This is a genomic window from Vibrio sp. 10N.261.54.A5, from assembly GCF_041471145.1.
GTDB lineage: Bacteria > Pseudomonadota > Gammaproteobacteria > Enterobacterales > Vibrionaceae > Vibrio > Vibrio crassostreae_C.
Window position 1 is genome coordinate 129,636 of the sequence record NZ_JBFRNU010000045.1, and the last position, 22,933, is coordinate 152,568.

Here is a 22,933-nt window from a genome sequence, read left to right on the forward strand (position 1 = left end):
AGCCTAAATCATCTAGATGAAGACAAAAAAGAAGCTGGCAGTTTGCCAGCTTCTTTCATTTTTAAATTAAGCTCATTGAGCTACTTGTTCACGTAGTCTTTGAATTTCTGCTTCGTTTCAGCATCCGCTTTTTCGTACCAGAAATACAACATTTCTTCAGCTGTATTCGCCGCATTTCCGTCAATCTTTGCTGGAAGCGTTACGGGTTGTGCTACAACTGCTGCGCCCGCGCTAGCACCTACTGTAAGTGCTGCGATGCCGCCTTTCTGGTTGTACTCCTTCGCTTCTTGCGGGTACTTACGACCAATCTGCATGCCATCTTTGATAAGTTTGTCTTGCTTAACACTGATTGCATTTTGGTTTTCATCAACCAGTTTCCAATCTAAGTTTTGAAGGCCTTTTTTCGCTTCGTTGGTGTTACGGAACTTAGGCATGTCAAACGTCAATGCTGTGTCTGTCGCATCAAAAGTAGCAATAATGGTATCGCTATCGACAAACTCTCGGTCGTTACCTTGGCTGAAAGCCAGTTGATATTTGAAAACGATTTGGTTTACGCCATCTGGAACGGTGATCGTTTTGCTCGAAGAGAAGAAACCACCGTCGAGATCAGGTTTAGCCTCATTAACAGCTAAGACTTCGACTAAAGCATCTGCGCTAGAAGGAACTTCAATTGTTACGTCAGCTAACACTTGTGGTGCTGCGATAATTGTGGAAAGCAGCGCGATGGATTTTAATGTTTTCATAATCATACAGTTGTTTATGGGCAGTTGAACTACAATCGCATGGTAAGAACTCCAATTCAAGTCATGTCATAAGGATTTGAAAAAATTTGCGAAATCTTAACGCAACGGTCATATATTAAGGTTCACATTGACTAGTGTGAGTTTTTATTTTTGAAAAATGAGAGGGTAGGTTGGGTGTGAATTGTACTAGTTGGCGGTTCGCGTCTTATGTTATTTGTATTGGATACTAAAAAGCCGCGGTCACTGCATTCAGTCACCACGGCTTCGTTATTACATTTTTAATCTAGAGTAGCTTATTTAGCTTGTGCTGCGGCTGCTTCTAGTTGCTTAAGTTTACCTTGAAGCATGTAAGCATTCTGGTTGAAGTTACCTGGGTTCAGTACTTGGCTATTCTGCATAGGGTAATCTGGTAGCGTCGTCATAAACTCTTGAACCTGATTTCCTACTGGAACGAATAACCACATGTTGTCTGCCATCCAGCGTAGGTACATACCAGACTCGTGCGGTGCTTTCTCGAATGGGTCAGCACGTAGGTGAACAACTTGAGGCCAGTTTGGTTGGAAACGAACTGCATCCACAATGTTACCATCCATCACAGCAAACGAAATCTTGAAGTCATTCCAACGTACTGCGTTTAGCTCAGCGTTAGCAGAGAAGTAAAGCATGCTGTCACGAGGGCCTTTCTCTTCTTTACCTTGGAAGTAAGGCAGGAAGTTGTAACCATCTAGGTGTACGCGCCAGTTTTTACCGTTGTAAGTTGCACCTTTGTCAGATGCTAGCTTCTCAACCACTTTATCATCACCAGCGGCTGCTAGTAGAGTAGGAATCCAGTCTTGGTGGCCCATGATATCGTTGATTTTAGTTCCAGGTTTGATAGTCCCAGGCCAGCGAACTAGCTGAGGCACACGCATACCACCTTCGTAAGTTGTACCTTTCTCACCGTGGAAGTAAGTTGCGCCGCCATCAGGCCAAGAAACCGTTTCAGCACCGTTATCGGTAGAGTAAATTACGATAGTGTTGTCAGCGATTTTTAGTTCATCCAGCTTGTCTAGAAGCACACCAACATGGTCATCATGCTCTAACATACCATCAGCATAAATACTGATACCTGATTTACCTTGGTATTTCTCTTGTAGGCGAGTCCACACGTGCATACGAGTGGTGTTGTGCCAGATGAAGAATGGTTTGTCAGCTTTTACCGCTTTTTCCATGAATGCTAGAGATTCTTCTAGGAACTCTTCATCCGCATGCTCCATACGCTTACGCGTCATTGGGCCAGTATCTTCAATCTTACCGTCAGCAGTAGACTTGATTACACCACGAGGGCCGTAGTTCTTACGGAACTCTGGGTCTTTAGGGTAGTAATATGTTTCTGGCTCTTCTTCGGCGTTTAGGTGGTACAGGTTACCGAAGAACTGGTCAAAACCGTGGTTCGTTGGAAGGTGTTTGTCTTGGTCACCCATGTGGTTCTTACCGAACTGAGCTGTCATGTAGCCTTGTTCTTTAAGAAGGTCTGCGATCGTTGGAGCCCAATCAGGGATACCGTGGTCAGAGCCCGGCATACCGATAGTCAGTAGACCTGTACGGAAAGGTTCTTGACCGGTTAGGAATGCAGCACGGCCAGCAGTACACGATTGTTGACCGTAGTGGTCAGTAAATAGTGCGCCTTCGTTAGCGATACGGTCGATGTTAGGTGTTTCGTAACCCATCATACCGTTATTGTATGCACTGATGTTGAATACACCAATGTCATCACCCCAGATAGCAAGAATGTTTGGTTTTTCTGCTGCTGTTGCCGCTGAAGAAGCTGCTAATAAGCCAACACCTAATGCTAGTTTATTAATTTTAGTACCCATAAGGACTCCGATTCACTTTTAAGATTAATGCGTTAGAGCAACACATCGATGAGCAAATGTTATTCCCAAAATTCCGTTCCGTCCTTTTATAGTGCTTATAACCAATCGTTATGATGTCTAGTTAACTTATTGATTCATATAAGTTCCAGTGTGTTGCCAGAATAACCCCTTAGTTTGTATGTGTGATCCTTATCATGTTTGATGCCGTAAACCTTATCGATGACTTCTGTATCCATATCTCAATAAAAATGACAAAAAGATTAATAGCTTAGGTAATCTCGCGTATGAGTAAAAAATGAACTATACGTTGTAGGGCAGGATGCAAATAACTTACGAAGAGGTTTCTATGACAGCGAAATATGGCGCTAAACGTCGATTAGCGATTTTGGGTACAGCGATGATGGCCGCGTCCAGCGCCACTTTTGCGGCTGAAAAGCCAAATATATTGGTTATTTGGGGGGACGATATTGGTCAATCCAATGTGAGTGCATACACCTTCGGTCTCATGGGTTACAAAACCCCGAATATTGATAGCATCGCGAAAGAAGGGATGATGTTTACGGACTATTACGCAGAGCAATCTTGTACTGCGGGTCGATCTACCTTTATCACGGGACAAAGTGTATTACGAACGGGTTTGAGTAAAGTAGGTTTGCCGGGCGCAGACATTGGCTTACAAGCAGAAGACGCGACAATCGCAGAAATGCTGAAACCTATGGGTTACATGACAGGTCAATTTGGTAAAAACCACCTTGGCGATAAAGATGAATTCCTTCCAACAGCACACGGGTTTGACGAATTTTTTGGCAACCTTTACCACCTAAATGCTGAAGAAGAACCAGAGAATGAAGATTACCCAACCGATCCTGAGTTTCGTAAGAAATTTGGCCCTCGTGGTGTCATTAAGTCATTCGCTGATGGCAAGATTGAAGATACCGGTCCACTGACGCGTAAGCGTATGGAAACGGTTGATGAAGAAACACTAGACGCGGCACTTGATTTTATGGATCGCGCAGTGAAAGCGGACAAACCATTCTTCGTGTGGTGGAACGCGACACGTATGCACTTTAGAACGCACGTGAAAGCCGACAGTAAAGGCGTAACCGGTGTCGGTAACTACGCTGATGGTATGGTTGAGCACGATCGACACGTTGGGCAACTATTGAAGCAAGTGGATGAGTTGGGTATCAAAGACAACACGATTGTTTTCTACTCAACGGATAACGGCCCTCACATGAACTCTTGGCCTGATGCGGGTACAACCCCGTTCCGTGGTGAGAAAAACACCAACTGGGAAGGCGCATACCGTGTACCAGCAATGGTTCGTTGGCCTGGTAAGATTGAACCAGGAACCGTATCTAACGAAATCATGCACCATATGGACTGGATGCCAACCTTCGTTGCCGCCGCTGGTGATGACCAAATCAAAGAGAAACTACTCAAAGGTCATACTGCCGGTGATAAAACGTTTAAGGTTCACTTAGATGGTTACAACTTCCTTCCTTACCTAACGGGTGAAGAAGAGAAAGGCCGTCGTTCGGAGATCTTCTACTTTACCGATGATGGTGATTTAGCGGCGCTTCGTTACAACCAATGGAAAGCGGTGTTCATGGAGCAGCGTGCAACGGGTACCATGCAAATTTGGGCTGAACCGTTCGTGACGTTACGTCTTCCTAAGCTGTTTAACCTGCGTATGGACCCATACGAAAACGCAGACATTACATCGAACACATATTACGACTGGTTGTTAGACCACGCTTATATGTTCGTTCCTGCTCAAGCGTATGTGGGCAAATTCTTAGAAACATTTGCTGAATACCCACCACGCCAAAAAGCAGCAAGCTTTAGCTTGGATCAGGTTATGGAAAAACTTCAAGAGAACCATAACAAGTAAGCTTTGGTTTATTGAAACTGATAGCTTAATGAAACTGAAAACACAAAGAGCTCTTAAGAGCTCTTTTTTTTGCGCATATCGATGAGTAAATACCAGTCGTGAATATGAATCACAACTATCGTGCTCGCTGCCACTAAATAATTGTAAATTCATTGTTTTTGCGTCTACCTTATTAAGCATAAGGATGTATAAAAACAAGGAATGTTATGTCTGCATGGTTGTGCTTGCTAGTGAACGGATTGAAACACCAGCGAGTTGCAGTATTATCCGCAATGTTATCTTTACCCGTGTTGTCGATACTTAGTTTCAACACGCATGCCAATGAACAGGCTTTATCAGAAGCTTCGCATGCGAGCTCTCAAGCGACATATGTCGGATCTGAAGCTTGCATTGACTGTCACAGCGCGGAAGTGGAAGCATGGCAAGGTTCTCATCACGACATGGCGATGAAGCATGCCACCGAAGATTCCGTACTCGGTGATTTCAATAACCAAACCATCACCCATCAAGGAAAGCCTAATCGCTTTTTCCGCAATGGCGAAGAGTTCTGGGTCAATATTGAAGGGCAAGACGGCCACTTTAAAGATTACAAAATCAGCTATACCTTTGCCTTTGAACCACTACAACAATACATGGTTGAATTTGAAGACGGCCGTGTACAGTTGATTCCTTTCGCTTGGGATTCTCGCACTGAGGGCGAAGGCGGTCAACGCTGGTTTCACCTCTATCCTGATACCACCAACACCGATGAATTCTACTGGACCAATAGCGGTCAAAACTGGAACTTCATGTGTGCTGATTGCCATTCAACGAACCTAGAGAAAAACTACGACAGCGCGAGTAATACCTACAACACTACTTGGTCTGAGATTAATGTCGGTTGTGAAGCGTGTCATGGCCCTGCGAGTGAGCACGTTGAAAAGGCTCAGCTAGCAAAAGCTAACGGTGGAAAGGATGCTCCAGTCTCGGCGCATTATGGTTTTGACCGCGACTTGTCGAAGTCGGTCAAAGAGTGGATCTATCAAGAGGGTAATTCAACCCTGCAACCAAAAGACATCATCCATACCAATCAAGTTCAAACCTGTGCTCAATGCCACAGCCGTCGTACTCAGTTAAATGAAACGGGTGATCACGTTAACGGGTCTTTCTTTGATAAGTATCGCTTGAGCTTGATTACCCCAGAGCTTTACCACAACGATGGTCAAATCTACGATGAAGATTACGTTTACGGATCTTTCCTTCAATCCGTGATGGCTGAAAAAGGCGTCACATGTACTAACTGCCACGATCCTCATACCGCTGAACTAAAAATTGCGGAAGAAGCCGTGTGTAGCCAATGTCATATTGCATCAGAATACACGCCTGAAAAGCACACATTCCACGAAGTGAATACTGAAGCTTCACAATGCACGACTTGTCACATGCCAGAGACGACTTACATGGAGGTCGACCCAAGGCGTGACCACAGTTGGCATATCCCACGTCCTGATATTAGCCAACACATTAAAACGCCGAACGTGTGCACTAGCTGTCATGCAGATCAAACCGACCAGTGGGCAGATAAGCAAATCGGTGAGTGGTTCCCAGATTCTAAGTATCGTAATCAGCAGCACTTTGCCGTTGCCTTTTATGCTGACTCGATAGGGCACAGAGGTGCAGAGGATGCGTTGGCATACTCGGCTCAGGACTCTAGCTTAAGCAATATCATTCGTGCATCGAGCTTAGAACGTTTGGGCGGTAATACGGGTAAGAATACGCTTATTTCGCTGGCAAGAGCGGTGAAACATGATGATGAAATGATCCGTTTGGGTGTGGTACAAGGCTCGTCTGGTTTCCCATTCACTGACCGTTGGCAAATTCTAGAGCCGCTACTGAAAGACCCTGTATTGTCGATTCGTTCAGAAACCGCAGGCGCATTGGTGCGTTATTGGGGAGAAATGAACCCTCTGCAGAAAGACCAAATCAAGCCTGCATTAGAAGAGTACATTGAAATACAGCAATTTAATGCCGACAGAGGATTTGGACGTACTAACCTAGGCAACGTTTACCGAGATTTAGGCCAGCACGACAAAGCGATTGAGTTTTATCTAGGCGCTATCGAGATTGAGCCTTATTTCGAAAACAGCTACGCCAATTTAGCGGATTTGTATCGAGCGCAAGGTAACGAGGCAAAAGCGTTGTCGACCTTGAAGCAAGGTATTGAAGCTCAGCCTAAATCGAGTGTTTTGCCATACAGCACAGGATTGTCTCTGCTTCGTGTGAAAGATTACGAACAAGCAACGGACTACCTTAAACAAGCCGCTGAAACTGCGCAAACCGACCCTCAATATTGGTATGTGTACGGATTGGCTTTGGAAAAATCGGATGTGCTTGCGGCAAGTCAATCACTGCATAAGGCTTACCAATTTAGCCGCAACCCACAGCACCTGTATGCCCAGTGTGAAGTGTTGGCGCGAAACAGTCATATACCGGGCGTACCAAAGGCGTTTGAGCAATGTATTTCATCATTGAGCAAAGTGGCACCGCCGGAAGCCATTAACCAATTGAAAGCTAGGTTTAAATAAAGCGATGAGGTGAGCTTGGCTATCGAGCTTGCTGCTTATTCCGCTTGTAACCAATTATCGCGTTTATAACTAATAGTTATGGAGCTTGTGAGTAGGATGTACGCAGCCAGATTGAATTAAGGGAAGACCTATGAACCATGCGCAACAAGCAATAAACCAACTGATTGAACAAACAGAGAAAAGTGTTATCGGTCAGAGCCACGTCGTTCGGGCTCTGGTGATAGGGTTATTGACTAATGGCCATGTGCTTTTAGAGGGACTTCCCGGTACAGCGAAAACTCGCTCAGTAAAATCGCTGGCGAATCTACTGAACACCAGTTTTGGTCGAATTCAATTTACGCCAGACCTGCTGCCATCTGATGTGACGGGCACGGAGGTGTATCAAGAGCTTGATGGAAAGCCTCAGTTGCATTTCCAACCGGGTCCTATTTTCAACAGCATTGTATTAGCCGATGAAGTGAACCGTGCGCCTGCAAAAGTACAGGCTGCTCTGCTTGAAGCGATGGCGGAAGGGACGATTACGGTGGGTGGTCAAACTCACATCCTGCCAGATTTGTTCATGGTGCTAGCCACACAAAACCCAGTTGAGCAAGAAGGTACGTATCCACTGCCTGAAGCACAAATGGACCGTTTCATTATGAAAGTGACAGTCGACTATCCAGAAGATGAAGCTGAACGCGACATCATTCGACTTGTGCGCAGTGAGGAACTCGGTAGCGAGACCAGTTCAGAATTAGTCACGCCACAACATATTGAACCTGAGTTGGTACTTGAAGCTCGGCGCCAACTTCCAGACATTGCCGTTTCTGATTTAGTTGAGAACTACATTGTGGCCTTGGTGATGGCAACTCGTAAGCCAGAGCGTTACCCAGAATCAAACTTGTCTAAATGGATTGAGATTGGTTCAAGTCCGCGTGCTTCCATCGCGTTGGATAAATGTGCTCGCGCTTATGCATGGTTGCAAGGACGTGACCATGTCACGTTGGACGATGTGCGTGCCATGTTACCAACCGTATTAGGTCACCGATTCTCGTTGTCTTACGACGCATTGTCCGATGGTGTTGACCATCAAAGAGTGGTTGAAGAACTGCTCGATAATGTTGAGATTGGATAACTAGGGGGCGTCATGGCGAAGCCAACACAAGCTCCCAAATCGCAAGGCCTTGATCCACGACTGTATTGTGATTATTCAAGGTTAGTGCGAATTCAGGCTCAAGCTGAGTCGTTTTCACTGTTACCTCATTTAAAAGCGGGCAGCGTACTTTCGGGCAGACATAACTCTTTGTTCCGTGGTCGTGGTTTGAACTTCGAAGAATTACGTCATTACCAATTGGGTGATGATATCCGTAATCTCGATTGGAAAGTTACGATGCGAACGGGTAAGCCTCATGTTCGTAGCTATACCGAAGAGAAAGACCGTAATGTGATGATCTGTGTCGATCAGCGCAGTTCGATGTTCTTTGCGTCTCAAAACACCATGAAATCTGTTGTGGCTGCCGAAGTGGCGGCATTGTGTGGATGGCGAGTGCTGAAAGATGGTGATCGTGTCGGCTTCGTTTTGGCCTCGCACCAAAAACTGTTTCATACCAAAGCTCAACGTTCTCAATCTGATTTGTTGGCTCAGCTAAAACATCTTACCAAAGCCAATCAAAGCTTAGGCGTCAATGTAAGTGATGGCGATAATGTTGGTTTTAGCCAGTGGATTGAACTGATCAAACGAATGAGACTCAAGCAATCAACCTTGATATTCATTAGTGACTGGCGAGACTGCCGAGAACAACATCTCGATCGACTAAAGCAGTTACAGCAACACAACGATATCTTGGCCATTATGGTCACCGATTCATTAGAACAGTCATTGCCTCAAAATCTTGCAAGCGCAAACTGGGTGGTGGGTGATGGTCGCTTTCAACTTAATCTGGATAGCCAATCTAAGGTTAACCTCGCAAGTGAAAGCCTTGCCCAAAAAGCGGCACTTCAGAAACTGTCCCTTGCTAAATTGATGGCGATGAAAAACCTCCCTTATATAGAATTAGACACGTCGGGCAATCACATATCACAGCTGCAGAAACTAGTGGGAGGGCGCTAAATGGCTGTTGAACATACTCCTCCAAGTACCTATATCCTCCGCGAACTGCACGATGTAGCGATTCCTGACAGTGTGAGCTGGGCTCCTCAAACGATCGGCTGGAAGATCCTTGGCGTTATTCTGTTATTGGTCGCTATCTATCTGGCTTATCGCTTGGCGTTAAGGTGGTGGAATAACCGTTATCGCGAAGAAGCGCTTCAAGAACTCATGGTACTGGATGCAAGAGACAAGAACTCAACCGAACGAACCTTTAAAGTCCTCAAAGTGGTGCTTCGTTACCTAGACAGCAGTAATGCCAAGTTGTTTGGCCAAGCTTATGTGAACCGTTTGAACGCTTATCTGCCTGTTAGCGCCAACACGAGTGAAAACAGCAATGCGTTCTTTGCCGATGAAGTTTCGGAATTATGGATGCAAAGCCTAATTGACCCTAATGTGCGTTTGAGCTTTGAACAGCGTTTAGAGGTAATTCAAACCGCGATGATGTGGCTAAAACTTCACAAGCCGAATGTACAGGTAACGGTTGAGGGGCAAGACAATGTTTGATGTTTTATCTGCCAGTTTTGAATTTGCGCATCCGCTGTGGTTTATTGCGCTGCCTTTACCGTTGTTGGTCTACTTTGCGGTGCCAGCTTATCGAACTAAGCAAATGGCGATTAAGGTGCCATTTTTTCGAGAATTGGTAGAAGCGATTGGGGAAGCACCGTCAGAAGGTGCAAGCCAGTTAACTCCAAGCTGGTGGCAACGAACCACGCTCATTATTACTTGGGTATTGGTCGTGTGTGCGTTAGCGAAACCAACCATTCTTGGTGAGCCACAGGTTCGCGAACAATTGGGTCGTGATGTGATGGTGGTGGTCGATTTGTCTGGCTCAATGGCGGAGCAAGATTTCACTTCTAAACAAGGCGATAAAATCTCTCGTTTAGATGCGACCAAAGAGGTGCTGGCTGATTTTGCGAAAACCAGAAAAGGTGACCGACTCGGTTTGATCTTGTTTGGTGATGCAGCGTTTGTACAAACGCCATTTACCGCGGACCAAGATGTATGGCTTGAACTGCTTAATCAAACCGATGTCGCGATGGCAGGGCAAAGTACGCACTTGGGCGATGCAATTGGCTTGGCGATTAAGGTGTTTGAACAAAGCGAAAAGCAAAGTGCTGCGGTTCAAGATTCAAGTATTGATGCGAACGTGAAAGAGAAAGTTGTGATTGTGCTAACTGATGGCAATGACACCGGAAGCTTTGTTGAGCCTATCGATGCCGCAAAAGTTGCTAAGGCTAAGGGCGTTCGAATTCACGTTATTGCGATGGGCGATCCGCAAACCGTTGGTGAAGTGGCTCTGGATATGGAAACCATCAAGCGAGTGGCTCAAGAGTCTGGTGGCGAAGCCTTTGAGGCGCTTAACCGCGACGAACTGACCAAAGCCTACGCTCAAATCGGTGAACTAGAACCACAGTTATATGAAAGTACCACTTATCGTCCTAAACAGGGGCTGCACCATTACTTAATGGCGATTGTTGTTGTGATGTATCTGACTGCCTTTAGTCTGGCGACTTTACGTAGAAGGTCGCTTTTGGCTTCTAAAACTAAAAAATTGAAAGGAGAGGATGATGCCTGATTCTCTCACTCTGCAACAGTTCTTTACCCAGTTTCATTTTATCCGACCTTTGTGGTTGTTGGCCTTTATTCCGATGTTCTTCCTGCTATGGGTTCGTTGGAGAGAAGAGACCAAACCAACGTGGAAAGACATTCTACCTGCACACTTACGTGATGCATTGACGATTGGCGAAACAGGCTGGCGTAAGCAGCTGCCATTGAAGCTATTGGTGGTGATTGTAACTATCGCCATCATTATCTGTTCTGGCCCAACATGGCAGCGTGAGGCTTCGCCTTTTGGTGAAGACAAAGCGTCGATGTTGGTTGTGCTTGATAACAGTGAATCTATGCTCGCTAAAGACTTACCACCGAGTCGCTTGGAACGATCTAAGCAGAAGATTAGAGACTTATTAGCGGCTCGGAAAGGCGGTAATACGGGCTTAGTGGTTTACGCAGGCAGCGCACACGTCGCGATGCCCGTCACTCAAGACAGCAAGGTATTCGAACCGTTTCTAGCGGCTATCACACCCGATATCATGCCGGTATCAGGTAAGTCAGCAGAAGAAGCACTGCCATTGATTAATCAGCAACTGTCTGGTGAGTTAGGCTCTTCTGTACTGTTGGTATCAGATGGTGTAAACCCAAGCACCATTAGGGCGTACGAGAGTGTCTTTAACGACAATCCGTATCAGTTGCTCATTCTAGCCGCAGGAAACAGTAATGTGGTGAGCGATAACCCAGTCGACCTAGATTCACTGCGTAACTTAGCGAGTAAGACGGGTGGACGAGTGATTGAGGTGACCGTTGATGATTCGGATATCCAACAACTGAACAGAGCGGTTGAAAGAAACATGCAGCTCAACGGCGAATCTTCAATGCCTTGGAAAGACATGGGCTATGGTTTGCTCATTCCAATGGCGATCATCATGTTGTTGTGGTTCAGAAAAGGGTGGCTGGTGCAGTGGTGTGTCGTTGGTTTTATGATCACAAGCAGCATGTATTCACCAGACACTTTGGCGAAAACAGTCAACTTAACCGCTGAGAAACCAGTTGTGGTGGAGTCGGTTACGGCTTGGGACAAAACAGCTCAATGGTGGTGGGACTTATGGTTAACGCCCGACCAGCAAGGTCAACGCCTGTTGAATCAGAAAGAATACCTTGAAGCGGCAAAGCACTTTAAGGATCCCATGAGAAAGGGCGCAGCTTATTACTATGCTCGTGATTTTAAGTTAGCTCACAGTGCCTTTTTGCAAACCAAGACCGATTATGGTTTGTATAGCGCAGCCAGTGCTTTAGCTCGACAGCGAGAGTACCTTGCTGCTCGCGATCTACTCAAATCACTGAGTGAAAAGCCCGATCTGTCACCAGAACTGAAAGCCGATATAGAAAACAATTTGGCGGTTCTAAGCGGCATTGTTGAAGAGGTTAATCGCACCAGTGAAAGCCAAGCATCTTCTTCGGTATCTGATGGGCTTGAGGAGTCCATAGAATTAGCTGATGACCAGCCACGCACGGGGGACGGCGCAGAAGAACAAACGGTAGCCGAAGTTATGTTGAAGGAAACACTTAATGCCAATGAAATTTTGGGTAGCCAAGAGCTTGCCGATAAGTGGTTAAAACGAGTCGAAGCGGACCCTAAGTTCTTCTTAAAGTCCAAGTTCCAAATTCAATTAAGAGACCCTGCACCTTCCATCGAACAAGCGTCAAAACAGGAGCAAACCCAATGAGTCGATATCATTTAGCTCTTGAAGCCATTCAATCAAAGAGAGTGCGATTCAGAACCCATAAGTGGTTACTGTCGATGACTCTTATATTGAGTTGGTTTTCTCCTTTTGTTGCTTCTGCTGCCGATATCTTCGATCTCCAAAAAAGTGGTGACGTTGAGCTTATCGCTTGGGTAGGGGAAAAGCCAAAGTCAGGCGATAAGATAACGCCGACTAAAGTGAGCGTTAATGAGCAGGTAATTCTAAATATTGAGGTGGCGACGCCGCGCTGGTTAACAGGAGGGACTCGAATCGGCAGTATCGAAATCCCTAACGTGATCGCTAAGCAACGTAACCAACTCGCGACTAATTACACGGAACGGGTCAATGGCACTACATGGTCGCGTCAACGATGGGAAGTGATGCTCTATCCGATGACTTCTGGCGAGTTTGTTATTCCAACCGTGCCGGTTCGCGTTCAAGTTTCTGCTCCTGATGGTTCTAACGTTGGCGGCACGCTTTACACGCAGCCAATTAAGTTTGAAGCTTCGTTGCCTTCAGGTTTACTTGATAATGAATCGCCTTGGTTTTCTGCAACAGAAGTAGATACAGAGCAACAATGGCAACGCTCGAGTGAAAACTTAAAAGTAGGCGATGCCATTACTCGAACGGTAACCATCAAGGCCAAAGACAGTTTGTCTGTATTACTGCCGGATGTGTTGAACAATGAATCGACCCAGCAGTACCAAGCTTACCCGCAACCTAATCGTTTAGATGATACTCAAGATCGTGGTAACTACCGTTCCAGTCGAATTGAGGAGACGGTTTATGTTATTCAGCAGGGCGGTGAATTTACGTTGCCAGAGTTTTCATTTCAGTGGTGGGACAGCAAGAATCAACGCCTTGAAACCGTGGTGATAAAAGGGAATGTGTTTGAAGCTAAACACACAGTCCAATCTTTCATCAAGGCTTACATGTCAGTGTTTATTAGCGTTGGTTTGGTGTTGTTAGTCTGCATTGCGTTGATTGTTTCGGTTAAGCGTTACTACGCAAACCGCCCAACACCGAGTTGGCTGGTACTACGTCGTTTAGTTAAGCAAGGTAATTGGGCTGCATTAAGAACCTTTATCTACCGTCAATTGCGAAACCAAACCTCTCAGTTAGAACTGAATAAAGTGCAACTGGATAAAGCGCAACATGGTAAATCAAATGGACAAAAGCGTTGGCTAGAAGATAGCGAAGCCCTTCAACAAGGATGTGAAGATAAAAACGTATTCACTCGTTTATGGAAAGGGTTACGTAACTTGCCCAGTGACACATCAAACTCAAGCAATTCTCGTTCAATTGCTGCTCGCTTGAAAATCCCTAAAGCCTTGCCAGACTTAAAAGATAGAACTAAGTAGCAAACTTTAGTCATTCGCATCGAACATAATCGACAGGTTCTCTACTATGGAGAACCTGTTTCTTTAATATGGAACTGTATGAAAAGTACCGAACTAAATCTAATTCCTATATTTGTCGCTATTTATGAAGAGCAGAACTTATCTAGAGCTGCTAATCGCATGGATATAAGCCAACCAGCAGTGAGTAAAGCACTTGCAAGGTTGAGAGATATCTATGATGAGCCACTGTTTCATCGCACCACATCAGGCGTAGAGCCAACCACATTCGCTATTGATATCTATCCTGCAATGGCCGCTGCACTTAAAAACTTTACTTCTACCTTATCCGCATCAAGAGACTTCGATCCTAAAACCTCAGGCCGCGTGTTTTCCATTGCCTGCGTCTCGGCGGCGAGCTACGAAATGATGCCAAAAGTCATGCGGTTAATCAGCCAAGTCGCACCAGGTATCGCGTTAGAGGTTCATCCTCTGTTTACCGAAGACTATGAGTCTGATTTAAGGCTGCAAAGACACGACGTGATTGTTGATATGACGCCTAAAGGAAGAACCATGCTTAAGCACGAGGTGATTTCTACAGAAGAGCTGGTCGTGGTGTGTAGTAGTGATCATTCTACGGTTGGCGATACCATCGATATGGAACAGTTCTTAGCACTCGAGCATGTGGTGGTCTCTAGGTGGCATGCGCGCAAAAGCTTATTAAGCTCTGAGCACTATAGTGACCTTGAGAAACGTAGAATCGTGTATCGCGCAGCGGGCGTTGTAGAGATGCTTCCTGTTATCGAAGGCTCTGAGTACATCGGAGTAATGCCTATTTCATCAGTGCATTGTTTTGCTGAAAAGTACGCGGTAAAAACACTGCCATTGCCCTTCGAGTTGGAAGACCTCGATATGTGTATGATTTGGCATCCAAGCCGTACTAATGAACCAAGCCATAAGTGGTTACGAGCTAAGATCAAAGCGGCAGCAAAAGAGTTATCAAGTTAGCCTATACAAGGACATAGCCATGGACAGCATTCGCGTGATTTTAAACGGAAAGAAAGCCAATATCCCGGAATTAAGGCAAGCCATCTTTGCGGCGAGGGACAATGATATTGACCTGCAAGTTAGAGTGACTTGGGAATCGTCGGACATGTTTCGTTTGGTAAGCGAGGCAATATGCGATGGTGTTAAGCGTCTGATTGTTGTCGGTGGCGATGGAACGGTGAATGAAGCCGTTAACGCGCTCAACCTGTTCCGTGCCAGTGAAAGACCACAACTGGCGCTTGTCCCAATGGGCACTGCGAATGATTTTGCTACCGCAACGGGAATACCTAACGATATTTCGGGTGCTTTTGAACTAGCGCTGGAAGGCAAGGCGTTTGCGGTGGATAGCGTGCGTGCGAATGACCGCTATTTTATGAATGTCGCTGCGGCGGGTTTTGGTGCTGAAGTCACAGCTGAAACGCCAGTCGAGCTTAAAGATTTTCTCGGTGGCGGTGCGTATACACTAACAGGTGTGGTGAAAGCACTTGGCTTTAAGCCCTACAGTGGCACGTTGCCCATAGACAAAGGCAGCTTTACCGGCGAGATCCTTGTGGGTGCTTTTTGTAATGGTCGCTTAGCGGGTGGAGGACAAGAGTTAGCACCCAATGCATTGATTGATGATCGCTGTTTACCCAGTCGGGTATCGAGCTATCACGCGCCACCATGGCAAGGTGGGTTATCCAAGTCAGTGAGAAGTTCGCCCCGCTGTATGTGGCCTTGAAGGAGAACCTACTTCAACAAGTGGTGGTTCAGGCGGATGAAACGCCGCTCAATGTGCTCAAAGAAGAGAAGCAGTGTTATATGTGGCTTTACTGCTCAGGCGCTGACTCGCCCGAAGCGGCACTGCCGAATGTGAAAAAATCGCCTTGTACGACTATCAAAACAGTCGCGCGAGGGTGTGCCCCGTGGACTTTTTAGGTGACTACAACGGTTATCTACAAACCGATGGCTACACGGCTTATCATGGTCTGCATCACGTCACTAATGTGGGGTGCTTAACGCAAGTTCATGGACGCGAAGAAGCTTCAAGGGGAAGGTAAATCGGGCAAGGCTGATAAAGTGCTGGCTAAACCCCAAAAGCTCTACGGGATAGAATCACGCTTAAAAGGTGCGCCTGCCGAAGAACGCAAAGCAGAGCGTTAAGCGTATGCCAAGCCGATACTGGATGAGCTTTACCAATGTATGACAACCCAGAAGGTGATAGGCTCTAGCCCACTAGGCAAAGCAATAAAGTACTAGCTCGGGCAATGGCCTAAACTCATTCGTTATATCGACGATGGTCACTTATCTATCGATAATAATCGCGCTGAACGCGCAATTAAACCGCTGGTTATTTGGCAGGGAAAATTGGCTATTCTCCAACACACAAACGGTGCTGAGGCGAGCGCGATGCTTTACAGTATCGTCGAGACTGCAAAAGCCAACGGTCTTATCCTCTAAGACTACATGGTCAAGTGCATGAAAGAGCTCGCGAAAGCAGAGCCTGATATCGACGCACTTCTACCTTGGACCTCTTCGGGTCAAGTCAAAACAGACCTCAACAATATTGGCTTTGGCCTCGAAACTTACGTTTGGTGCTAACTATGCCATCGGACTCTAATAACATATTTGGGTTCTTTGATGAGTTTGAAGCTTCAGAAGGAGAGTCACAGCAACCCCCTATAGAGCTGTTTCAAGAACCCGTTGAAATTTTATCAACCCTAGATAGTCAGCCAAAGAAGGTACAACAAGAAGTCTTTGTGATAAATAAAAAGCGACATCCACTCACGGTAGTGAATATATGTAGGATCACGTCCTGCATAAGCGATTTATTCAAATTTAAAGAGTGAATTAATATCGCACCATAAAGAAAAAATACTTCAAATACTCCAGAAATGAGCATGGCTGAGCATAGGGATTCTCAGGTTTGATGATACCAATATCAGGTCAGATGGCCGAACACATTTATGGGTACAACCATGAATTTAACGCATCGCTCACTCATGGTTATCGCTATCACTGTTGCTCTTTCTGCGTGGGGTAGTGATGAAACCAGCTCACGTCCTATTAAGCCAGAACCGCTTCAGACATTACCAACAGAGCAGGTTTCAGTATCCATTGGGGACGCGACTCTTTTCGCAAATAGAGAGTCTGTTGTGATCAATACCTTAGCAGGTGACGAGCAACGCGTATCCATTGAAGCGTTTAAAGGAATCACTTACGCCGATCAACAACGTTTTCAGCACAGTCACTCCGTCAATTAGAACACAATGCTGATAGCGCTATAGATGCGACACAATTTGGCGCCGTGTGCCCACAGCTTAAAATAACCCAGCAAGAGCAATCTGAAGATTGCTTGAATCTTAATATTTGGCGTCCTTCGGAGATCAATGGTTCAGAGTCATTACCCGTGTATGTCTTTATTCATGGTGGGGACTTTGAATATGGCGCAGGTTCTGATACCGACATTAACGGTGATACCGTCGTGGCTAAAAGATACCATTCGATATACGGGTGGCGTTGGCGCTGGAAAGGCGAACCTCGATATTTTCAAAGAGTTCAGTATAGGTGCGTCGTACAACAAAACGATTCAATTCGGCACAAAAAACTCGGGAGTCGCTGCGCTTCAGCAGCTCCAGTTTCGAGTGGCAAACACACCATTGATGCTGGGTGTGAAACAGATTATTGGCCAGAGCTCGGTAGAGTTTGAGACCAGTAATGAAGATGTGAATAACGCTATCAATGGCGTTATTCAATATTTTATGGGCGAAAGCTCGGTGACCTCTGGGCTGGGTGTTGTCGCGGAATACGATAATGCGATTGATAATCGTTGGACCGTTTCTGCGTTTTATGGCCTGGGTAAAGCGACAGTAGAGGGCAGTCTGTCAGACGATGAAAGTGTCGATGCGTATGGTGCTGGATTTCGCTATCAGATAGCTTGCCGATATGGGTTACACATGGGGGTAGACCTCGCTTTTAGTGACGTTGACAGCGCGTTTTATATAACGGTTGGCAGTGGATTCTAATGATGGAAAGGTGGGTGTTAGTCAATCGATTGATTTTTCTACATGCAGCATAGTTTTCATAGTAATCATGAACTAGTATTCTTTTACAACAAACATAACAGGTATCAATATGAAAAATTACGACCCAAATGAATTGGACGCTACGCAAGTATTACTTGATGGTGTCGATACAGATAAACGTTCGACTTTGACTAAGTTAGCGGTTGGGGCTGCGGCACTGCCTTTTGCCTCTGTTTTACATGCAGCCCCTGAAAAACTGGTTGGCCAAAACATCAAACTGATGCCTAACGAGAAAGGGCCATTTGATATCGTTATCGAAAATGGCCGTGTTGTTGATCCTGAAACTGGACTCGACGCAATTCGTCACGTCGGTATTAAAGGTAAGCGTATTGCTGCAATCTCAGACAAAAAGCTGCAAGGCAAAACAATCATCGATGCTGAAGGTCTCGTGGTTGCACCTGGCTTTATCGATATGCACGCTCACGGACAACAACTTCCTGCTGCCCGTGCTCAAGCATTCGATGGCGTAACCACCGCTCTTGAGATGGAATCTGGTCTATTCCCAATCGGAACGTACTACGATATTACTGCTGCTGAAGGTCGCCCGATTAATTACGGCGCTTCTGTAGCATGGACTTACGCTCGTATTCAAGCAAAAGAACCTACGATGCCTGCTCCTGATGGTACGATTGTTTGGTTCCAGAAAGCTTTTTCTAAAAACAATTGGCAAAATACCCTAGCAACCCCAGATGAATTAAAACAAATTCTGGGCTCGGTTGAGCAAGGTCTTAAAGAGGGGGGCTTAGGCATTGGTATTAACGCGGGTTACGCACCAGGTTATGGCCACAAAGAGTACTATGATCTTGCTAAACTAGCAAAACGCTATGAAGTACCAACCTACACTCACGTTCGTTACCTAAACAGCGCAGAGCCACAATCAAGCTTTGAAGCATACCAAGAACTCATTAGCCTGTCGGCGACAACGGGTGCACACATGCACATTTGTCACCTCAACAGCACGTCAGTACAAGATATCGAAGATTGTGCCGATTTAGTTCAATCCGCCATTGATCAAGGTTTAGCCGTTACTACTGAAGCTTATCCTTATGGTGCTGGCTCTTCCGTTATTGGCGCAGAAGTTTTCCGTGGTGACGATTGGTTACAACGTTGGGGTGTACCAAGCGCTAGCTACATGGAAGCGAATGGTAAAGCACTAAACCAAGAAAAAGTCACTGAACTACAAGCATCAGCGCCCGGTACCGTGGTTGTCATGCACTTCTTAAAACCCGATGAGAACAAAGAAGATCGCGCTAAAATGGACCGTTCAGTATTGTTCCCAGGTGCAGCTATCGCTTCAGATGCAATGCCTTGGATGGATGATAAAGGCGTATTAATTGAAGGTGATGTATGGCCACTTCCAAGCAACGCAATAGCTCACCCTCGCTCACTTGCTTGTTTCTCTCGTTTTATTGAAAAATATGTCGAGGAATACAAAGCGGTAACACTAGTAGAAGCGATGGAAAGAACTAGCTTAAACGCATGTCGTATTCTTGAGGATGCTGTGCCACAAATGGCAAATAAAGGTCGTATTCAAGTAGGTAAAGATGCTGATTTAGCTATTTTCAAACTTGATGAAGTAAAAGCCGTTGCAACATTTGATAAACCAAATGCCCTTTCTACAGGCATGAAATACGTACTTGTAAACGGGACACCTATCATTGAAGCTGGTGAAATGTTGTTAGATTCAAACCCAGGTGAAGCGGTTCGCAACAAAGTTACTGGCTAAGTTATCCTGACTTAAAAGGTTGGGCATTAGCTCAACCTTTTTTATTGCTTACCGAGTAAATATAGACAACGAAAATCGAAAGAGAGCATGCTATGAGCAAGAAGCCTATTCCAGTAACAATTTTAGCCGGATTTTTAGGAGCAGGGAAAACGACCCTACTAAACCATATATTAACCAATGCAAATGGAATGCGCATGGCTGTGATCGTCAATGATTTTGGATCAATCAATGTTGATGCGGAGTTAGTTAAATCTGAAAGTGAAAATATGATCAGCCTAGAGAATGGCTGTATCTGTTGTAACCTTGCAGAAGGACTAGTCGTTTCGGTAATGCGTTTACTCGCATTAGAGGAACGCCCAGACCATATTATTGTTGAAACTTCAGGTATCGCAGAACCCAAAGAAGTGGCACTTCAATTTGAAGATCCGGAACTGCAAGCACACGCACCTTTAAATGCAATCGTGACGACGATCGATGCGGAAAACATTTTAGGGCTAGAAGGCCCAATGGAGACGTTGTCGAAGCAGCAAATTCAAGTGGCTGACATTGTTCTGGTTAATAAAGTTGACCTAGTCGATGCTGATAAACTAGAGCAAGTCAAAGCATGGTGCCGAGTACAAGCTCCGTTTGCTAAATTGATTGATATTTCATTCGGCGAAGTGGATTTACCTATCTTATTTGATGCCCCTGAAAGTACGCGCTTTGTCACTAACAAAATAGCGGGTGATCAAAGGGAATGCCAGCACCATGATTGTCATGATGAGCACTGTCATCACGTGAACCATGATTTCGAAACATTCAGCTTTGAAACTGATCAACCGCTTAATCTACAAAGTTTGTATCCTCTACTGCAACAGTTTTCAATTGATGCTTATCGCATGAAAGGTATTTTAAATTTAACCGATCGTCCTGATCATCGCTGTGTATTTCAGTGCACGGGCCAGCGAGCCAATGTGACGGTTGGAGATGCATGGGAAGATGATGAATCTCGTTCGTCACGGTTAGTCTTCATTGGACCTAAAGGTGGCCTTGATAAAGAGAGTATGCGTAAAAAACTGAACGCACTGGTGGCGTAGTTAGAACGGAAATGGAGTAGATGGCAAGCCTATCAACCTAGCGCTTGCCTATACCTAGCTTACCTCTGCCTACTTTGCATTGACTCATCCTAAGCATCCTTATCTTATTGAATTATTGGCTACTTTCGATTCTATTCGGTTTTTCCAAATCCATATTGCTCATTCCCCTCGCCATCTGAAACAAAATAGTCTTATCGATTTTCGAGACTCTGTTCATCAGTACCTTCTCAGAATCGGTTAACGTCAAAAAGCAGATAAAGACTCAATCGTGGGTTATTGGGGCGTGTTGATCAGCGATTGTTAGCTCGATGGTTAGTCCTCAATGATGGAATCAAAATGACGACTAAATATAGAATAAACCATGATTTGTCCCGCCATAATCGCGCCAAACATCAGCAAGGCGGACAGACCAATATTCGGAATGGGTAAAATGGAGGTCGCAAAGAAGGACTCACTTGCTCCGACAATGATTCGACTACCGGGGACAAGAATGATGATCCCTTGAATAATGTATATGAGTGGTGGAACGTGACGCAATTTTCCCATCCCCAACCCGTAAAGCGTAATGAGTATTGTGCTTACCCATGTACCTACAACCCAATCGGAAGTAAACCAATGTGGCCCCCACATGCCAATTGCCGCGACAGGAAGGCCTAAGAGAATTTCTGTCATACTTGCGTTGAAAATAAGGCCAATAGCGACAGAAATCCCGATCAGTGCGGTGACATGAAGAACGAATGGGATTTCATCAATAAATACCGGTACCGATAATGGTTGATTGATTATGTTGGCTAAGCCTAACCCCATAACAATGCCGATGAATATTTTCATTACTATGAGTGCGCTTTGTGCAAGCAGTTCGATACCTGACCGAAAGTCATTGAGAGCAAGACTGGCTAAGCCGTTGGTGACGGTTAACCCAGGAATAAAAAGGACAATGGAAGAAATGCACAGTGCCAATGTTGGTAAGCCGGGAACCTGTGCCGCTATCATACCGGTTAAAAAACTGGCTACTAAGGCGACAAAGAACTCGACAAGAATGCTTCTTGGCCCAGTCAGGAAAATTTGTGCTAGCCAGGCTATAGCGCCCAGAATAATGGATAAACCGACCGCCAGATAAGTACTGCCAACTAACATTAAATAACATGGCGGAAGCAATAAATTGGCAAAGCACAAGGTACGATTCGAGTAGGTTTCTGAACCTTCGTAATGGGAATGAGTCGAAAACCCTTTAAGCGTTGCGACTAAATCACGTAAGTTAACCGAGGGTGGTTTTTTGTTTTCCATCACGACTTTTTGCGTGGGTTGCTCAAAAATAGTGATGACTTTTGTCGGGGTCACATCAATAGAGACATCAATGTTCTGGCGTTTTGCATAAGCTTGAGTGTATTGAGCTACCGAGTAAGGCGCACAACCAGATTGATGTAACCGGTCCGAAAAGCTCAAAATTTCTTGCTGGCATTGTTCGATATGATTTGTTTGTTTCATTCTGTTTGTTTCTCAATTACCAAGGCGATATATGTTTGAGGGGCATTCTAATTCAATAGTATCCTCATTCAAGCGTAACCAATAGTCGTGTATAGAGGACGGGCCCCTACAAACGAACAAGGCAATGGTTAAAAAGATAGGATTCATTGAATGAGAGGTTATCAGTTTATCGTTGAGGTAAATCAGTCATTGTTGAAGCTGCAACCTCAAAAATAGATCCGCTCACGCAGCTATTTGAAGGCGTAAAACTCCAAATCCATGAGGTGATTGATTTAACTCTGAGGCTTTTAGAAAAGCTCGGTAATGAGTAAAGGAAACTAATATTTAGGAAATGGAAGCCTAAATAAGATTGATGATGAGCGTTAGAATCACAACTAGAATGGAACCGACATAAGCAATTTCAATAATGTTTGAATCAATCCAGTTGCAGTATGCTTGAATTGCTAAACTCAGTTTGTTTTTCATAATGGCCTTTGGAAAATTAACCGAAATCTACTGTAAATAATAGCTTATTATGAGTGAGCTTTGATGACGGTTTCAAAGGTTCCTTAGCGCTAACAGTGTGATTGCGGCGCTCACGTATTAACAATATCGTCACGTGGGTTCATGGGGCGGATACAGTCGATAAGGTTTAAGAGCAGAAAGTTGGGCTAAAAAAGAGCCGCTTATTTGTGGTTCATCGCGGCTTTCCAAGAAGTAGTCGGTATCTC

The 22,933-nt window shown here is 45.2% G+C and carries 21 protein-coding genes and 2 pseudogenes; 20 read left to right on the plus strand and 3 right to left on the minus strand.

Annotated elements, in window-relative coordinates:
• Positions 1-80: 80 nt before the first annotated feature.
• A complete protein-coding gene (locus AB4329_RS14385; RefSeq protein WP_136979510.1) occupies positions 81-743 on the minus strand; it encodes a DUF2057 family protein in 663 nt (220 codons plus the stop codon).
• Between the two features lie 293 nt (positions 744-1,036).
• Positions 1,037-2,599: an arylsulfatase gene (locus AB4329_RS14390; RefSeq protein WP_017064704.1), complete on the minus strand. Its 1,563-nt coding sequence runs from the start codon at positions 2,597-2,599 to the stop codon at positions 1,037-1,039.
• A 346-nt stretch (positions 2,600-2,945) separates the two neighbouring features.
• Between AB4329_RS14390 and AB4329_RS14395 the strand changes: the two genes are divergently transcribed.
• The 20 genes and pseudogenes from AB4329_RS14395 to AB4329_RS14490 all read left to right on the plus strand — a co-directional run bounded on the left by AB4329_RS14395 (position 2,946) and on the right by AB4329_RS14490 (position 20,735).
• Positions 2,946-4,493, plus strand: coding sequence for an arylsulfatase (locus tag AB4329_RS14395; RefSeq protein WP_372138608.1), 1,548 nt, complete (start codon positions 2,946-2,948; stop codon positions 4,491-4,493).
• Positions 4,494-4,699: 206 nt separating this feature from the next.
• Positions 4,700-7,057, plus strand: coding sequence for a tetratricopeptide repeat protein (locus AB4329_RS14400; RefSeq protein ID WP_372138609.1), 2,358 nt, complete (start codon positions 4,700-4,702; stop codon positions 7,055-7,057).
• Positions 7,058-7,187: 130 nt separating this feature from the next.
• Entirely contained in the window at positions 7,188-8,171 is a 984-nt protein-coding gene (locus AB4329_RS14405) for an AAA family ATPase (protein ID WP_372138610.1), read from the plus strand.
• Positions 8,172-8,183: 12 nt separating this feature from the next.
• A complete protein-coding gene (locus AB4329_RS14410; RefSeq protein ID WP_372138612.1) occupies positions 8,184-9,146 on the plus strand; it encodes a DUF58 domain-containing protein in 963 nt (320 codons plus the stop codon).
• On the plus strand, positions 9,147-9,689 hold the full coding sequence (locus AB4329_RS14415) for a DUF4381 domain-containing protein (RefSeq protein WP_372138613.1): 543 nt from the start codon (positions 9,147-9,149) through the stop codon (positions 9,687-9,689).
• Complete coding sequence (locus tag AB4329_RS14420) at positions 9,682-10,761, plus strand: VWA domain-containing protein (protein WP_372138615.1); 1,080 nt, start codon at positions 9,682-9,684, stop codon at positions 10,759-10,761. The genes AB4329_RS14415 and AB4329_RS14420 overlap by 8 nt, the downstream gene beginning before the upstream one ends.
• A complete protein-coding gene (locus tag AB4329_RS14425; protein ID WP_372138616.1) occupies positions 10,754-12,466 on the plus strand; it encodes a VWA domain-containing protein in 1,713 nt (570 codons plus the stop codon). Before AB4329_RS14420 ends, AB4329_RS14425 begins: the two co-directional genes overlap by 8 nt.
• Positions 12,463-13,845, plus strand: coding sequence for a BatD family protein (locus AB4329_RS14430; protein WP_372138618.1), 1,383 nt, complete (start codon positions 12,463-12,465; stop codon positions 13,843-13,845). Before AB4329_RS14425 ends, AB4329_RS14430 begins: the two co-directional genes overlap by 4 nt.
• 78 nt (positions 13,846-13,923) lie before the next feature.
• Positions 13,924-14,829 (plus strand): LysR family transcriptional regulator, encoded by a 906-nt coding sequence (locus tag AB4329_RS14435; protein WP_372138620.1) that lies wholly within the window; start codon positions 13,924-13,926, stop codon positions 14,827-14,829.
• Between the two features lie 19 nt (positions 14,830-14,848).
• Positions 14,849-15,589, plus strand: a complete 741-nt coding sequence (yegS, locus tag AB4329_RS14440) for a lipid kinase YegS (protein WP_120459734.1) — start codon at positions 14,849-14,851, stop codon at positions 15,587-15,589.
• A complete protein-coding gene (locus AB4329_RS14445; RefSeq protein WP_083190239.1) occupies positions 15,532-15,786 on the plus strand; it encodes a transposase in 255 nt (84 codons plus the stop codon). The genes yegS and AB4329_RS14445 overlap by 58 nt, the downstream gene beginning before the upstream one ends.
• Positions 15,774-15,908 carry a transposase gene (locus AB4329_RS14450; RefSeq protein ID WP_372138622.1) on the plus strand — a complete coding sequence of 45 codons (135 nt, stop codon included), beginning with the start codon at positions 15,774-15,776 and terminating at the stop codon, positions 15,906-15,908. Before AB4329_RS14445 ends, AB4329_RS14450 begins: the two co-directional genes overlap by 13 nt.
• Entirely contained in the window at positions 15,877-16,011 is a 135-nt protein-coding gene (locus tag AB4329_RS14455) for a hypothetical protein (protein ID WP_372127163.1), read from the plus strand. The genes AB4329_RS14450 and AB4329_RS14455 overlap by 32 nt, the downstream gene beginning before the upstream one ends.
• 111 nt (positions 16,012-16,122) lie before the next feature.
• A pseudogene (locus AB4329_RS14460) lies at positions 16,123-16,308 on the plus strand (transposase); the annotation flags it as partial.
• An 18-nt stretch (positions 16,309-16,326) separates the two neighbouring features.
• A complete protein-coding gene (locus AB4329_RS14465; RefSeq protein WP_017064694.1) occupies positions 16,327-16,449 on the plus strand; it encodes a hypothetical protein in 123 nt (40 codons plus the stop codon).
• Positions 16,450-16,826: 377 nt separating this feature from the next.
• Entirely contained in the window at positions 16,827-17,111 is a 285-nt protein-coding gene (locus AB4329_RS14470; protein ID WP_017062010.1) for a hypothetical protein, read from the plus strand.
• Between the two features lie 44 nt (positions 17,112-17,155).
• Positions 17,156-17,278 (plus strand): annotated as a pseudogene (locus AB4329_RS14475) (carboxylesterase family protein); the annotation flags it as partial.
• The gene (locus AB4329_RS14480; protein WP_017064692.1) at positions 17,238-17,873 is read left to right on the plus strand and encodes a hypothetical protein; all 636 of its coding nucleotides are present in this window, start codon (positions 17,238-17,240) and stop codon (positions 17,871-17,873) included. The pseudogene AB4329_RS14475 and the gene AB4329_RS14480, both read left to right, overlap by 41 nt.
• Before the next feature lie 109 nt (positions 17,874-17,982).
• Positions 17,983-19,659, plus strand: a complete 1,677-nt coding sequence (locus AB4329_RS14485; RefSeq protein WP_017062008.1) for an amidohydrolase family protein — start codon at positions 17,983-17,985, stop codon at positions 19,657-19,659.
• A 92-nt stretch (positions 19,660-19,751) separates the two neighbouring features.
• Positions 19,752-20,735 (plus strand): GTP-binding protein, encoded by a 984-nt coding sequence (locus AB4329_RS14490; protein ID WP_108202790.1) that lies wholly within the window; start codon positions 19,752-19,754, stop codon positions 20,733-20,735.
• Positions 20,736-21,047: 312 nt separating this feature from the next.
• Here AB4329_RS14490 and AB4329_RS14495 read toward each other — a convergent pair whose 3' ends face one another.
• Positions 21,048-22,223 carry a threonine/serine exporter family protein gene (locus AB4329_RS14495; RefSeq protein WP_017064690.1) on the minus strand — a complete coding sequence of 392 codons (1,176 nt, stop codon included), beginning with the start codon at positions 22,221-22,223 and terminating at the stop codon, positions 21,048-21,050.
• Positions 22,224-22,933: the final 710 nt, after the last annotated feature.

Coding starts and splice junctions, on each gene's coding strand:
- AB4329_RS14425 (WP_372138616.1), top strand. CDS start 10,754: ATGCCTGATTCTCTCACTCTGCAACAGTTCTTTACCCAGTTTCATTTT.
- AB4329_RS14395 (WP_372138608.1), top strand. CDS start 2,946: ATGACAGCGAAATATGGCGCTAAACGTCGATTAGCGATTTTGGGTACA.
- AB4329_RS14495 (WP_017064690.1), bottom strand. CDS start 22,223: ATGAAACAAACAAATCATATCGAACAATGCCAGCAAGAAATTTTGAGC.
- AB4329_RS14470 (WP_017062010.1), top strand. CDS start 16,827: ATGAATTTAACGCATCGCTCACTCATGGTTATCGCTATCACTGTTGCT.
- AB4329_RS14435 (WP_372138620.1), top strand. CDS start 13,924: ATGAAAAGTACCGAACTAAATCTAATTCCTATATTTGTCGCTATTTAT.
- AB4329_RS14480 (WP_017064692.1), top strand. CDS start 17,238: ATGGTTCAGAGTCATTACCCGTGTATGTCTTTATTCATGGTGGGGACT.
- AB4329_RS14455 (WP_372127163.1), top strand. CDS start 15,877: ATGGACGCGAAGAAGCTTCAAGGGGAAGGTAAATCGGGCAAGGCTGAT.
- AB4329_RS14485 (WP_017062008.1), top strand. CDS start 17,983: ATGAAAAATTACGACCCAAATGAATTGGACGCTACGCAAGTATTACTT.
- AB4329_RS14385 (WP_136979510.1), bottom strand. CDS start 743: ATGAAAACATTAAAATCCATCGCGCTGCTTTCCACAATTATCGCAGCA.
- AB4329_RS14465 (WP_017064694.1), top strand. CDS start 16,327: ATGAAAGAGCTCGCGAAAGCAGAGCCTGATATCGACGCACTTCTACCT.
- yegS (WP_120459734.1), top strand. CDS start 14,849: ATGGACAGCATTCGCGTGATTTTAAACGGAAAGAAAGCCAATATCCCG.
- AB4329_RS14420 (WP_372138615.1), top strand. CDS start 9,682: ATGTTTGATGTTTTATCTGCCAGTTTTGAATTTGCGCATCCGCTGTGG.
- AB4329_RS14410 (WP_372138612.1), top strand. CDS start 8,184: ATGGCGAAGCCAACACAAGCTCCCAAATCGCAAGGCCTTGATCCACGA.
- AB4329_RS14400 (WP_372138609.1), top strand. CDS start 4,700: ATGTCTGCATGGTTGTGCTTGCTAGTGAACGGATTGAAACACCAGCGA.
- AB4329_RS14445 (WP_083190239.1), top strand. CDS start 15,532: ATGGCAAGGTGGGTTATCCAAGTCAGTGAGAAGTTCGCCCCGCTGTAT.
- AB4329_RS14430 (WP_372138618.1), top strand. CDS start 12,463: ATGAGTCGATATCATTTAGCTCTTGAAGCCATTCAATCAAAGAGAGTG.
- AB4329_RS14490 (WP_108202790.1), top strand. CDS start 19,752: ATGAGCAAGAAGCCTATTCCAGTAACAATTTTAGCCGGATTTTTAGGA.
- AB4329_RS14405 (WP_372138610.1), top strand. CDS start 7,188: ATGAACCATGCGCAACAAGCAATAAACCAACTGATTGAACAAACAGAG.
- AB4329_RS14415 (WP_372138613.1), top strand. CDS start 9,147: ATGGCTGTTGAACATACTCCTCCAAGTACCTATATCCTCCGCGAACTG.
- AB4329_RS14390 (WP_017064704.1), bottom strand. CDS start 2,599: ATGGGTACTAAAATTAATAAACTAGCATTAGGTGTTGGCTTATTAGCA.